Below are 13,292 nucleotides of genomic sequence, written 5' to 3'. Positions count from 1 at the left end.
CTCGGGGCATGGGAGGGCTCGTGGCGCTGGAGGAAGCGGGAATGGAGGAAACCTACATCGGAGACGGGATGGCGTGCGGGCCAACGAACCGGAACGGGCCCGTCTTCCCTGAAAGGAACGGTGGGAGCGCATTCCCACCGTGCGGTGAGCGCTCTAAGATGCTGGCCGCTTCAACCTGGACCCACCCATGCCTCCTCGCCGTCCATCACCGTCATCGCGTTCTGGTACCGGCCGTTCGGCCGGGGGCGCGACGGCGGATCGCCGACCCAAAGCTCCCGCGGGAGGCGGCTCACGCCGCGTGTCCGCCGTGCCGGATGAAGACTGGTCCGCGCCCGAGTCGGGCGAGGACAGCCAGGACGGGGGAGACCCGGAGCTGTACGGCGACGCGGAGCCCGTGCGCTCGCGCACCGGCGAGACGCGGGTGGCCTCCATTGACAGCGTGCGTCCGGAAGAGGAGGAGCCCGCCGAGGAGGAGGACAACTCCGAGACGACGCGCGCCGGCCCGCCGGTGATGATGCTGGTGCTGGACGGCGTCGACAAGGGCCGCAAGAAGCGCTTCAAGGGCGTGCGCATGGTGGTGGGGCGCAGCAAGGACTGCGACTTCGCCCTGGGCGACCAGACGGTGTCCCGCCGTCACCTGGAGCTCGTCTACGGCGAGAGTGGCGTGGTGATGCGCGACCTGGGCGGCATCTCCGGCACCCAGGTGAACGACCAGAAGGTCGACGAGTGCATCCTCAAGCACGGGGATGAAATCTCCGTGGGCAAGACGCGCCTGCGCTTCGTGGACGAGGGCGAGCTCATCAAGGAGATGCGCGCCAAGGCCGAGTCCGGCGAGGCGGATGAGAAGAAGGAGGAAAAGAAAGAGGAGAAGAAGGACCCGCGCCTGGATGAGAAGACCAACGCGAACTACAAGCTCGCGGACCTCATGCGCGACGAGAAGGCGCGCAAGACGGGCGTGCCCCGTCCGCGCCCGGTGCGCTCGACCGCGCGCGAGGGCTTCAAGCCGACCTTCAAGATGAAGGTCGGCGCGGCCGTGGGTGGCCTGCTGCTCCTGATGCTGATCATGGGCCTGGCGCTGTCCAAGGGGAACCAGCCGCCGCCCAAGCCGCCGGTGGACCCCAACCAGGCGCGTGCCCAGGAGCTGATGCAGCGCGCGCGCGACAAGGTGCGCGACGGCGAATACCCGGACGCGGTGCGCTTCGCCCAGGAGGCGGAGAAGCTGCGCGTGGGCATCGACGTGGACGGCGTGGCCAAGGCCGCGCAGCAGCTGCAGGACATCGTGGACTCGTTCCAGGCGGTCCGCGGGCTGATGGCGGAGAACCGCTACACGGACGCCCGCGCGAAGCTGAGCGCCACGCCGCAGGGCACCGCGCGCACGGACGAGGAGCGCAAGAAGCTGGAGGAGGAACTGGACTCCAAGGAGCAGGCGTACACGCTCAGCCTCGTCGAGGCGGCGCTGACGGAGCGCCGGCCGGACGACGCGCGCACCCTCATCGCGGAGCTGCCGCAGAGCACGCGCTCCATCTACGAAGAGAAGCTCGCGGCGCTGGAGGCGCTGCTCGCCAAGGAGGCGCAGCAGGCCGCGCGGCAGGCCGGCATCCGGCAGGCGGTGGCGGCGGAGAACGCCAAGCAGCGCCGCGCGGAGTTCGTGGCGGAGGCCTTCCAGGACGTGGAGCGCCGCTTCAACGGCGGGGACTTCCAGCGCGCGACGCTGGAGGTGGACCGGGTGATGGACAAGTACCGCTCGGAGGCGGACATCCAGGCCCGCGCGCGCAACCTGAAGAAGCTCATCCCCCAGTTCCGCTCCGCCTTCGAGGAGGGCCAGAAGAAGTACGAGAACAACTCGCTGGAGGCGTCCGTGAAGCCGCTGCGCCGCGCGGCGGAGGTGTACCGGCAGATCGGCTTCGCGGGCTCGCTGGGCGACACGCTCGACAACGAGCTGGCGTCCGCGTCGGTGGCCGCGGGGCAGGCGGCCTTCAAGCGCAAGGAGTACCCGGTGGCGGGCCGCAGCTTCCGCGAGGCGCTGCGCCTCAACCCGGGTGACTCGCGCGCCCGCGATGGCCTGGACGAGCTTCAGAAGAAGGTGGAGGAGCTGTACCTGTCGGCCTACATCTCGCGCGACCGCGACCCCGCCCTGGCGAAGGAGCAGTTCAAGATCGTCATCGAGGCGTCCGCGGAAGGCACGGACGTGAAGCGCAAGGCGGAGATGGCGCTGAGCGAGCTGCAGAAGTCCGACGGTTCGTAGCGCGAAGCGCGAAGCCGGGGGCCGCCGCTCGTGGGATGGAGCGGGCGGCCTCCTCATGAATTCCTGTCACACCTGTCGTCGTGAGCGGTCTGGAGACACCGGATGAACGAGTCGTCGTTGCGTGAGCTGGGCATGGACCTGTTCGAGGAGCGCCAGTTCGAGCGCGCCCTCGCCGTCTTCGCGGAGGCCGTTCGCCGCGTGCCCGCGGACCACCGCTCGCGCATGCTGGCGTCCCGGTGCCTGGCGGAGCTGGGCGAGCGCGAGCGCGCCGTCACCGCGTACCACGCGTGCGCGGAGGGGCTGCTGCGCCGCGACTACCTGCTGAGCGCCATGGCCGCGTGCAAGCTGGCCCTGGAGCTGTCGCCGAACGAGCGGCGCCTGAAGGAGACGCTCTACCGCGTGCACTCGCGCGCCGCGCGCAGCGCCCCGGGCCGCGCCGCCGTGCCGCCGCCCCTGCCGCCGGAGCACCTGTACGACGGCAAGGTGGACACGGACCTGATGGGCCTCGTGGGCGAGGAGCTGTCCAACCGCGCCATTGAGGTGCTGGCCGCGCCGGACACCGGCGGCAACGCGGATCCGCAGAGCCGTCCGCCCCTGCCGCTGTTCGCGGACCTGGACCGGGACGCGTTCCTGGACCTGGTGGGGCGCATGGTGTGGCGCACCATCAAGCCAGAGGAGGTCATCAGCCGCGAGGGCGAGCCGGACGACCACCTGCACGTGCTCGTCGCCGGCAAGGCGGAGGTGACGCGCAGGACGGACGGCGAGGACCGCACCCTGGGCTTTCTGGGCGGCGGCTCCATCTTCGGAGAGCTGGCGCTGCTCACGGGCGCGCCGCCCACCGCGACGGTGACGGCGATATCGGACTCGGAGGTCTTCGAGATCCGCCGCGAGCACCTCAACGCGGTGGCGAAGAGCCACCCGGCGGTGCCGCAGCTGCTGGCGGACTTCGCGCAGCAGCGCATGATGCGCAACCTGATGGCGAACTCGCCGCTGTTCCAGCAGCTGCCGGAGTCGGAGCGGGGCGCGTTCTTCCAGCGCTTCACCTTCCGCGCGCTGCAGACGGGCGAGAAGGTCCTGGTGGAGGGCGAGTATTCCCAGGGCCTCTTCCTGGTGCTGGCCGGTGAGATGACGGTGCAGAAGGAGGACCCGGCGGGCGGAATGGTGACGCTGGGCGTGCTGCGCGAGGGCGACGTGGCGGGAGAGATTTCGCTCCTCACGGGCCTGCGGGCCACGGCCACGGTGACGGTGGCGCGCAAGACGGCGGCGGGGTGGCTCAAGCGCGAGGCCTTCCAGGAGCTGGTGAAGACCTTCCCCAACATCCGCACGTACCTGGAGCAGCTGTCCGACCGGCGCCTGAAGCAGATTGGCGAGGCGCTGCGTCCGCTGGAGATCATCGACGCGGACGACATGATGCTGGAGCCGGAGACCGGGGCCGCCTGAGATGGTCCTGACTCGAGCCCGGGTGGTGAGCGGCATGGCGGCGGTGGCCGCCGCGGCGCTGGTGCTGTTCTTCTGGCCGCGAGAGGAGCCGGGCGTGAAGGACGCCGTCACCCGGCGCATCATCGAGATGACGCGCTCGGCGGAGGAGAAGAACGTCGGCGAGGTGATGGAGGGCGTGTCCGAGCGCTTCAAGACGACGGACGGCTGGAGCAAGCAGGACGTGCGCGGCATCCTGACCGCGCAGGTGCTGCGGGGCCAGTGGGTCCGCATCTTCACCACCGACATCGACGTGCACGAGGTGTCGCCCACGCAGGGTGACTTCCAGGCGCGCTTCATCTTCGGCCGCTCGCAGGCGGACAAGCTGGAGGACCTGGCGAAGGAGAGCGTCCTCAACGCCTATTCCATCGAGGGCACCTTCGAGAAGGAGCCCGATGGCGAGTGGCGCGTGGTGAAGGCGAAGCAGCGCCGGCTGGATCCGTCGGAGCTGCTCTAGTCGTCATCCGACCCGCGAGCCGCGAGCCGCGAGCAGGACTACTGCTGCTGGAAGAGCGGCCCGGCCTCGTTGAGCCAGGCCTTGGCCATGGTGGGCTGGCCGCTGGTCTCCAGGCGCTTCTTGATGTCGTTGGCGCGCGTGGCCAGCTGGTCCACGGGCGTGCCCTGCGCCCGGGCGCGCACGAGCGCGAAGTAGTGCTGCTGGCAGCCGGCGGCGAACTCGCCCTGGGCGAAGAGCAGCTCGCCCAGCGCCGCGTACGCCTCCGGCATGCTGCCCGTGCCGGTGTCCGGGGCCACGGCGGTGAGCAGCGACTTCGCGCCTTCGAAGTCCTTGCGCGCGAGCAGCAGCGCGCCCTTGGCGTACTGCGCCCGCGCCAGCCCCACGCCGCGCGCCGAGAGCGCCTTGTCGTAGGCCGCGAGCGCGTCGTCCTGCCGGCCCGCCGCCTCCATCACGCCGCCGCGCGCGAGCCAGTACCGGTCATCCCGGTCCAGCGCGGGCACTTCCTTGCCGTCCGCCGTCCGCGCCTTCACCTCGCGGAAGGTCTTCTCGTAGGCGTCGAGCATCGCCAGCGCGCCCTCGCCGTCGCCCTGGGCCTGGAGCAGGCGCGCGCCCTCCAGCGTCAGCAGCGGCGCGGTGGGCCGCTTCGCCACCGCCGCCTCGAAGGCCTGGCGGGCCTCCGGGGCGCGCTTCGCCGCGAGCGCACGGCCCCGGGTGAAGAGGGCGTAGTGTTCGTCCGGCCAGGCTTTGAGCGCCGCGTCCACGTGCGTGAGCGCCTGGTCGGGATTGCCCTTCGCCAGCGCGACCTCCGCCTGCGCCACCTCCATGCGGGCCTGGAGCGCGGGCGTCAGGTCCTTGGCGCGCGAGCGCACCTCGTCCAGCGTCGCCTGCACGCCGTCCGGGGGGCGCCCCGCGTACAGCTGCGCCAGCGCGGACGTCACCCGCGCCAGCAGGTGGTCCGGGTTCGCGGTGGTGGCGCGCGAGAAGGCCTCCACGGCCTGGGGGAACATGCCCTCGTCGAGCAGCGCTTCACCGTAGGCCGTGGAGAAGCGCGGATCCTTCCACGCCCCTTCCGCCGCGCGGGCGAAGGACTGGCGGGCCTCCGAGAGCTGTCCCTGCTTCTGCAGCAGCCGCGCCTGGGCCAGCGTCAGCTTGGGGCTGTTGGCGCCCTGGGCCTTCAATTCCTCCAACAGCTTCCGCGCCTCCTCCGTCTGGCCCGCGCCCACGAGCAGCAGCGCGCGCGCGCCGTAGCGCTCACCGGAGCGCGAGCCCAGCGCCTCCGCACGCTCCAGCTGTTCGCGCGCCTTCGCGTCCGCGCCGGGCTGGTGGTGGGTGAGCCACAGCTCCGCCTGGAGATCCGCGGCCAGCGCCCGCGCGTCGCGCGAGTCCGGCGCCAGCGCGAAGAGGGCCTCCAGGTTCTGCTGCGCCATGGCCAGGTCGCTGGGGTTGCCCCTCAGGAACGCGGCGCGCGCCGTGCGCAGGCGGGCGTCCATCTCCTGCTGTACCTGTCCGCGGTGGACGAACCACGCCACGGCGGCCGCGAGCAGCACGGCGACGACGCCAATCTGGGCAAGGGCGCTGCCCAGCCCCTCGCGACGCTTCCAGTCACCGCGGCCCGACGTTTCCATGGGGGTGGCCTCACGCGCAAAGATTGAAGATTTTCAGACAGTGATGCGAAGTAGGACGGGCATGGACAGATAGGTCCGGCCCCCCGGGGTGTCAACGGGTGGGGCAGCACGCACGCGGGGGTGGAACACCCCGGAGGCACGCCATGGCCGTGTACACGACACTTCCCCCCGAGGCCTTCACCCACGTGGCGGACGCCTACGGCCTGGGGGCGGTGCGCTCCATCACGCCCATCCCGCAGGGCTCCATCAACACCAACCACCGGCTGGAGACGGACACGGGCCGCGTCTTCGTGCGCCACACGACGGTGCGCTCGTCGGACGACCTGCGCTTCGAGGCGTCCCTGCTGGAGCACCTGTCCCGCGCGCGCTTCCCCGCGCCCGTGCTGCTGGTGCCTCCGGGCCCCACGCCCTTCCTGGAGCTGCACGGCGGACGGATCAGCGTCTTCAAGTGGCTGGCCGGGGAGGAGTTCACCCGCGACCGCCTCACGCCGGAGGTGCTGGAGCGGCTGGGCGCGGAGCTGGGCAAGCTGCACCAGGTGACGCAGTCCTTTGGCGGCACGCGCGCGAACCCCTACGGCCCGGGCGTGGTGAAGGGCTGGCTCAACAGGCTGGCCCAGCGGCCGGAGCCGGAGCTCGTCTCGGTGGCGGCGGAGCTGGAGGGCTTCCTCGCCCGCGCGGAAGCCGAGCGCCAGGGACTGGAGCCCCGGGGCGTCATCCACGCGGACCTCTTCCTGGACAACGTGAAGTGGCTGGCGGACCGCGTGGGCGCCTTCTTCGACTTCGAGATGGCCTGCGTGGAGGCGTACACGCTGGACGTGGCCATCACCCTCAACGCGTGGTGCTTCGAGGGGACGTACCAGCCGGAGCTGTGCCAGGCGCTCCTGCGCGGCTACCAGGACGCCCGGCCGCTGGCGGACGTGGAGAAGCGGGCGCTGTACGGCCACGCCCTCTACGGCGCGGTGCGCTTCACCGCCAGCCGCATCCGCGACTACCACCTGTCCCCGCTGGGCGCGGACAAGCTCGCGCCCAAGGACTTCCGCACCTACCTGGCCCGGGCGCGGGCCCTCGACGACATGGGCCCGCTGGGACTGCGCAAGCTCCTGGACTTCTGACGGGCAGAGCCTCCGAGCCGGCTAGATGCCGGAGAGGATCTTCCACTCGTCGTCGACCTTCTGGAACACCATCTGCTCCAGCTCCGAGTCCTGCTGGGGCCGGGCGTTGAGCCCCGGCATGCGCCAGGACGCGTTCCAGTAGTAGATGGCGAGCGCGATGTTGTCCTCTTCGCGGAACTCCACGCGGCGGATGTTGAAGTCCACCTTGGGGTTCTGCAGCTTCTGGAAGAGGGCCTGGAGGTGGGGCCCCAGGTTTTCGGCGGTGAGGTCGTCCGCCGTGTCCTCGGTGCCGCCGTCGTCGCGGAACTTCGGGGACACCAGCGCCTGGATGGCCTTCGCGTCGCGGGCCTCCAGCGCGGCGCGGTAGCGCTCCATCACGGAGAGGATGGCACGGGTGTCGTCGGTGTCTTCCAGCTCCGTGCCGGGGATGCGCTTCGGGGCGCACGCGGCCAGGAGGAAGACGGCGCAGAGGGCGAGGAAGCGGTTGTGCATGGCGGGGCCTTACGGGTTCAACCGCATTTGTGTCAACCCATTCCCAGGCCCCGCCGCCCGCCCTGCGCTTTGACTATTTGGCGCGGATGACTTCAGCGATGAAGCGGTTGAGCACGGGCAGCTCGCCGTCGAGGATCTTCAGCCCTTCCGTCTTGATGATGGGCTCGGCGATCATCGCCACGGGCTTGAGCAGGAAGGGCACCTTGAGCGCCAGCTCGCCGTCCATCTTGCGCTCCGTCTGGCCATTGCCCAGGTCGCGCAGCTTCAGCACGCCCGTGTTCACCAGCATCTTGGAGATGGTGTGGGACGTGGGCGTGTTGGTGAACGTGAGCTGCTTGGTGCGCTTGTCGTAGGTGGACGTCTCGATGAAGGCGAACCACTCCGGCGACACCTTCTTGGGGCCCACGGAGGAGATGACGGGCTTGGGGCGGTAGCGCACCTTGCGGTGCACGCGGTCACCGTCGTTGCGCACCTCCAGGGGCTGCAGCTCCAGCAGCACGCCGTGGTGCTGGAGGAGGAACGGGAAGTAGCGCTCGTCGAGGAGCGCGCGCTCCACCTCGTCCACCGTCCCCTGGATGTACTGCGTCTTCTCGAAGTGCATGCCCCATCCACCTTTCCGTCAATGCGTGAATCGCTGTCGCAGGGGCCCGCGTCTAGCGGAAAGCCTGACGCGGCACCAGGGGCCCGCGAAAGGTCGTCTGCTCGAAGTCACATCGCTCCTGCCACTCGGTGGCCGCCGCGCGGAAGGCGGACCCGTAGTCCGGCAGCGCCCCCACTTCATGCCGCACGGCGCCGCAGTCGCCCGCCAGGTAGGCGGCCTCGATCCTCAGCCGCGTGGCCTCCCGGCGGATGGCCTCCGGGAGCGCGTTGTCCGCCAGGGCGCGCTGGAGCTGCTCGCCCGCGAGCGCCGGGGCCCCCACCTGGTGCAGGCGCCGTCCCAGCAGGTAGCGCAGCCACGGGTCCTGGGGCGAGGCGATGAGGGCGCGGTCCAGCAGCAGCAGGCGCAGCTCCTCCTGTGGCGCGCGGAAGTACGCGTCGATGGGCGCGCGGCGCGACGGCGTCTCCAGCGCGGCCAGCTTCACCTGGGCGGTGCGCGTCACCTCCGGCGCGGCGTCCAGCGCGAGCGCCGCCTGGAGGAAGGCGCGCGAGCCCTCCACGTCCTCCAGGTGGAGCGCCACGTCGGCGCGGGCCACGGCCACCTCCGCGGCGAGCGTGGGCCGGTCCTTCACCTGATCCGCGAGCGAGGCCAGCACCTTCGCCGCGTCGGGCGAGCGCTCCAGGGCGTCCAGGGCCGCGGCCTGTCCCAGCTGGAAGGACGGCTCCTCCGGCTGGAGCGCGGCGGCGCGCTGGTAGCGCTCGAGCGCGTCCTGCGGGTCGCTCGCGAGCGCGTCGCGGGCGGACTCCGACAGGCGGGCCACCTCGCGGGCGCAGGCGCGGGAGAAGAGGCTGCCCGTGCGGAAGCGCGCGAAGGCCCGCGCGAGCGTGGACGCGTCCAGGGGCAGCGCGTCCAGGGTGCGCTCCCACTCGGTGACGAGCTCGTCCAGGGGGCGGCCGTAGGCCTCGTTGAAGTCCGCGTGCGCGTAGACGGCGCGCAGCCGGTCCGCGCCATACGTGTCCGCCAGGTAGCGCAGGAACGAGCCCGCCACGGTGTACGCGCGCGCCGGGGCGGACTGGTAGAAGCCCTTGGGCCCCATGAGGTCGCGCATGTCCGGGGCCAGCCCCTGCCGGCGCATGCCCGCGGCCCACTGGTGCAGGGTGAGCTCGCCCTGCACGGGGTCGTCCGCGGCCACCGCGAGCCCTTCAATCACGCCCATCAGCGGCCACACGCCCAGCCGGGTGGTGACGCGGAAGAAGCCGGAGCCCGCCGGGCCCGCCATGACGTGCGCCAGCTCGTGGTGCAGCGTGGAGTGGGGGAAGGGCTTGTCCTGGATGTGCAGCTCGGTGCGCCAGGGCTTGGCGAACTGGGTGCGGCCGGCGCCCACCAGCTTCTGCTTCTCCTGCTCGGAGCGGTAGAGCCACACGCGCACGCGCTCCGTGGGGGCCACGCCCAGGAAGCGCGACGTCTGGGCGTAGCGGAACTCCAGGTCGCGGGCCATCCGGTCCACATCCTCGCGGGCCTTGCCGCGCGGGTAGTGCAGGACGAAGTGCGCTGTCTCCCGCACGCCGCCCAGCTGCTCCGCCAGGTACGCGTCGCTCATCCGCAGGCCCAGCTGGGGGGCGTGGGCCTCCAGATAGGTGATGCCCAGGGCGCAGGGGAGGACCAGCCCCAGCAGGCCGCCGACGCGGGCCCCCTGGCGCGACAGCCGCCCGGTGCGCACGTCCAGGAACGCCAGGGAGAGCCCCGCGAAGACGCCCACCCACAGGAGCGTCTCCAGGCGGAACCAGCCGAGCGCGGCCGTCATCTGGAGGGCCTCGTCGTAGAGCGGGCCGGGCAGATGGCCCAGGAAGACGTTGAAGGCGAACACCTGGGGCCCGAAGACGATGGGCCACACCGTCACTGCCAGTGAGGCGAGGAGGAGCAGGGCGTACAACCCCGCCGCGCTCCGGGGCCGGGCGGTCGCGAAGCCCAGGAACACGCCCGCCGCGGACGCCAGCAGGGCGGAGGGCACGGTGAGCAGGGGGTAGAAGCCGGCCAGCTCGAAGGGGTCGCACGCGGTGCGCAGGCGGGCGAAGAGCAGGGCACACACGAAGGGGGGGACCAGCACCCCCAGGTTCAGGACGACGCTGGCGCCCAGGGCGCGCCCCACGGCGGTTCCGGGCAGGGCGGAGGCTTCCGCTGTGGCGGGCCGGGGAGAGGCGCCGGTGAGGATGCGGCGCTCCTGGGCGGCGGCGGCGATGCCCGTTCCTCCCCCGAGCAGGCCGACGGCGATGGACAGGGCCAGGCCCAGCTCGAAGCCTGGGACCCCGAAAAGCGGGAGCAGGACGAGGGCCGCCCCCCCACCGCCAAGCAGCAGCACGGTGGCCAGGACGGCCGGACGGCTCAACAGTGCGCGGGCACGGGGGAGGACTTGCCGCATGGCGTCCCCTATACTCCCCGGCTGCATGTCCGAACAGAAGAGCGGATCCGAACTGCGCACCCACGGTCGTGCGCCCATCGAGCTGAAGGTCGACTACAAGAAGCTCAATTCGTTCTTCGCTGACTACACGAAGAACATCAGCAAGGGCGGCACGTTCATCAAGACGAAGAAGCCACTGCCCATCGGCACGCGCTTCCTCTTCAAGCTGACGGTGCCGCACCGCGAGGCACCCTTCGAGCTGCTGGGAGAGGTCGTCTGGTCCAAGGCCGACGCGGAGGAGCCCGGCATGGGCATCCGCTTCATCTACAGCAGCGAGTCGCAGCGCGTGGACTTCGAGACGCTGGTGGAGCGGCTCATGTCCGACAGCCTGGGCTCCGAGCTGACCGAGAAGCTGCTCAACAAGCCCCTGCACCCCCAGCACCCGTCATGAGGACGCGGATGCGCCTCTCGTTCGTCGTGGCGGCGCTGGCCTTCGCGGGCGGCGCGTGTCAGGAAGCGCCCGCCGCGCCTCCGAAGCCCGCCGCGCCTGCTCCGGCGCGTCCGAAGTCGAAGGACGTGGCGGCGGAGGACTACGTGATGCCGACCCTGCCGCGCGCGCACGTGCGGCTGAAGGATGCCTACGGAGGAGTGCACCGCGTGGAGGTGGAGGTGGCCGCCACGGCGGAGTCGCGCACGCGCGGGCTCATGTGGCGCAAGTCGCTGGCCTCCGGGCAGGGCATGCTCTTCCTCTTCCCGGAGGAGGAGGTGCGCGGCTTCTGGATGCGCAACACGCTCATCCCCCTGGACATGCTCTTCATCACGTCCGAGGGCCGCGTCGTGGGCATCATCGAGAACGCGGAGCCGCGCACGCTGACGAACCGCTCGGTGGGCATCCCCAGCCAGTACGTGCTGGAGGTGCCGGGCGGCTGGTGCCAGAAGAACGGCATCGTCCGGGGCGGCACGGCGGAGTTCGAGGGCGTGAGCACCATCCCCATCACGCCGTGACCCGGGGCGTGGGCGTGAGGCTCAGCCCGACTGCTTCACCGCGCCCGGTTGGAACAGGAACGTGCTGGTGTGCGTCTGCGCGGAGACGGCCTTCACGCGCTTGCGCAGGGCCGCGGCGACGGCGGACAGCTCCGCGGGGTGGGGCTGGGCGGACAGCCCGTGGTGGTCCACCGCCGCGAGGCTCAGCGTCACCGGCACCGTGTTGCCCGCAGCATCCGTCGCGGTGAAGCCTCCGCGCCGCAGGTCCTCGGGCCCGTAGAGCGGCACCTTCTCCGCGTCGAAGCGCTGGCAGAGCGTGCGCAACACCTCCGGCGCCACCGCGTCCGGACACACGAGCACGAAGTCGTCGCCGCCCACGTGGCCCAGGTTCGAGCCCTCCGGCAGCAGGTGCAGGCACTCCGACAACACGCTCGCCGTGTAGCGGATCACCCGGTCGCCCTGGAGGAACCCGTAGCGGTCGTTGTACGCCTCGAAGTGATCCAGGTCCGCGTAGATGACCGTGAACGCGCTGCCCTGGAGCGCGGCGCGGATCCACCGCTCGATCATCCGGCTTCCAGGCAGGTCCGTGAGCGGATGCGCTCCCGTCGCCGCGTGCTGCTCCAGGTCCGAGGCCCGCGCGATGAGCTGCTTCATCGTCACCGTGCCCAGGAAGTGGCCCTTCGCGTCCGTTACCACCACCGGGTCGTAGACGGACTCGGGCGGACGGCGCATCGCCATGCGCGCCAGCGCCGTGATGGCCGTCGCGTCCTCCACCACCATCAGCGCCTCGCGCGGCCCCTCCGGCAGCGCGGACGCCGAGCTGACGGCGGCCCCCCCGAAGCGCGCGTAGAAGCTCCGCCGCGTCACCACCGCGTGCGGCTGCTCCGCGTCCAGCAGCACGACGTGGTCCTCGCCCGGCGTGCGGCGGAAGAGCCGGTCCAGCTCCACCGCCTGCGCCGTCACCGGAGCGCACGGGGGACGGATGATCATGCTGCCCACCGTCTCGTCGTCCTCGTGCTCGCGGTGGTGCAGCGCGCGGATGGCCTCCCGGCAGCGCTCCGCGAAGTCCGCGCCCGGCCGCTGCGGGGAGCTCACGGGCCGCGCCAGCAGGTAGCCCTGCGCGTGCCGGATGCCCAGGCGCAGCAGGACCGCCAGCTCGTTCCACGTCTCCACGCCCTCCGCGATGAGCACCGCGTCCACGCGCTGCGCGAAGGCGACCAGCGACTTCACCAGGTGCTGCCGGTACGTGTGCAGGTGGATGTCCCGCACCAGCGCCTGGTCCAGCTTGATGAAGTCCGGCGCGCTGTGCACCAGCGTCACCAACCCCGAGTGCCCCGCGCCGAAGTCGTCCAGCGCGATGCCGAAGCCCTGCTCCGCGTACCGACGCGCGAGCATGCGCAGCTGCTCCGTGTCCTCGAACGTGCTGCGCTCGGTGATCTCCAGCACCAGCTGCTGGGGACTCAAGCCGTGCTGACGCAGGAGCTCCAGCGTGGACGCGCCGCCAAAGCGCTCGTCGCTCAGCACGTCCGGACTGACGTTGAAGAAGAAGGGGCCGCGCCGCTGCGCCTCCGGCAACGTGGCGATGCGGCGCACCGCCGCGGTCCAGCACGCGCGCTCCAGCTCGAAGGTGAAGCCCTCCACCCGCGCGCGGTTGAACAGCTCGTTGGGGGACTCCACCGGGCCCAGGCCTCGCGACAGCACCTCGTGGCCAAGCACCTCGCCGCTGAGCAGATCGACGATGGGCTGGAAGACGGTGGCGACCCTCGGCTCATCTCCGTTCCACAGCCAGGGGGGTGGCGGTGCAGGCTTGCTGGGGGAGGGCAGGCTCATGACTCCCGAAATGTACCGCGCTCTGGCGCAACCTTCAGGCCCCCCCGACCACTCGGCAGGTCCAACATCGAAAAC

11 protein-coding genes are annotated in these 13,292 nt (G+C 71.3%); 6 read left to right on the top strand and 5 right to left on the bottom strand.

Annotated features, from left to right (window positions below; all coding sequences use genetic code 11):
- Positions 1 to 298: 298 nt before the first annotated feature.
- The 3 genes from D7W79_RS27520 (at position 299) to D7W79_RS27510 (ending at position 4,178) form a co-directional block, all read left to right on the top strand.
- Positions 299 to 2,245 carry an FHA domain-containing protein gene (locus D7W79_RS27520; RefSeq protein ID WP_244221995.1) on the top strand — a complete coding sequence of 649 codons (1,947 nt, stop codon included), beginning with the start codon at positions 299 to 301 and terminating at the stop codon, positions 2,243 to 2,245.
- Positions 2,246 to 2,347: 102 nt separating this feature from the next.
- A complete protein-coding gene (locus D7W79_RS27515; RefSeq protein ID WP_120528367.1) occupies positions 2,348 to 3,685 on the top strand; it encodes a cyclic nucleotide-binding domain-containing protein in 1,338 nt (445 codons plus the stop codon).
- Between the two features lies 1 nt (position 3,686).
- Complete coding sequence (locus D7W79_RS27510) at positions 3,687 to 4,178, top strand: hypothetical protein (RefSeq protein WP_120528366.1); 492 nt, start codon at positions 3,687 to 3,689, stop codon at positions 4,176 to 4,178.
- A 38-nt stretch (positions 4,179 to 4,216) separates the two neighbouring features.
- On the opposite strand, the gene D7W79_RS27505 is transcribed toward D7W79_RS27510, so the two are convergent.
- Positions 4,217 to 5,803, bottom strand: coding sequence for a tetratricopeptide repeat protein (locus D7W79_RS27505; RefSeq protein ID WP_120528365.1), 1,587 nt, complete (start codon positions 5,801 to 5,803; stop codon positions 4,217 to 4,219).
- A gap of 143 nt (positions 5,804 to 5,946) precedes the next feature.
- Here D7W79_RS27505 and D7W79_RS27500 point away from each other — a divergent pair, with 143 nt between their 5' ends.
- Positions 5,947 to 6,915, top strand: a complete 969-nt coding sequence (locus tag D7W79_RS27500; RefSeq protein ID WP_120528364.1) for a homoserine kinase — start codon at positions 5,947 to 5,949, stop codon at positions 6,913 to 6,915.
- 21 nt (positions 6,916 to 6,936) lie between these two features.
- Here the strand turns inward: D7W79_RS27500 and D7W79_RS27495 are convergent, their stop codons facing one another.
- The 3 genes from D7W79_RS27495 to D7W79_RS27485 form a co-directional block, all read right to left on the bottom strand.
- Positions 6,937 to 7,407: a nuclear transport factor 2 family protein gene (locus D7W79_RS27495; RefSeq protein WP_120528363.1), complete on the bottom strand. Its 471-nt coding sequence runs from the start codon at positions 7,405 to 7,407 to the stop codon at positions 6,937 to 6,939.
- 73 nt (positions 7,408 to 7,480) lie between these two features.
- Entirely contained in the window at positions 7,481 to 8,008 is a 528-nt protein-coding gene (locus D7W79_RS27490) for a hypothetical protein (RefSeq protein WP_120528362.1), read from the bottom strand.
- 52 nt (positions 8,009 to 8,060) lie between these two features.
- The gene (locus D7W79_RS27485) at positions 8,061 to 10,424 is read right to left on the bottom strand and encodes a hypothetical protein (RefSeq protein ID WP_208729852.1); all 2,364 of its coding nucleotides are present in this window, start codon (positions 10,422 to 10,424) and stop codon (positions 8,061 to 8,063) included.
- A gap of 25 nt (positions 10,425 to 10,449) precedes the next feature.
- Between D7W79_RS27485 and D7W79_RS27480 the strand changes: the two genes are divergently transcribed.
- Together D7W79_RS27480 and D7W79_RS27475 are read left to right on the top strand one after the other, a co-directional pair.
- Positions 10,450 to 10,854, top strand: a complete 405-nt coding sequence (locus D7W79_RS27480; protein WP_120528360.1) for a TIGR02266 family protein — start codon at positions 10,450 to 10,452, stop codon at positions 10,852 to 10,854.
- Between the two features lie 8 nt (positions 10,855 to 10,862).
- Positions 10,863 to 11,408, top strand: a complete 546-nt coding sequence (locus D7W79_RS27475) for a DUF192 domain-containing protein (RefSeq protein WP_120528359.1) — start codon at positions 10,863 to 10,865, stop codon at positions 11,406 to 11,408.
- 21 nt (positions 11,409 to 11,429) lie between these two features.
- Here the strand turns inward: D7W79_RS27475 and D7W79_RS27470 are convergent, their stop codons facing one another.
- A complete protein-coding gene (locus D7W79_RS27470) occupies positions 11,430 to 13,217 on the bottom strand; it encodes a bifunctional diguanylate cyclase/phosphodiesterase (RefSeq protein WP_158617054.1) in 1,788 nt (595 codons plus the stop codon).
- Between the last annotated feature and the right edge of the window lie 75 nt (positions 13,218 to 13,292).

This window comes from Corallococcus exercitus (genome assembly GCF_003611585.1).
GTDB lineage: Bacteria > Myxococcota > Myxococcia > Myxococcales > Myxococcaceae > Corallococcus > Corallococcus exercitus.
Note: the sequence above shows the minus strand (reverse complement) of the source record. Positions and strands in the feature narration are given on the sequence as shown.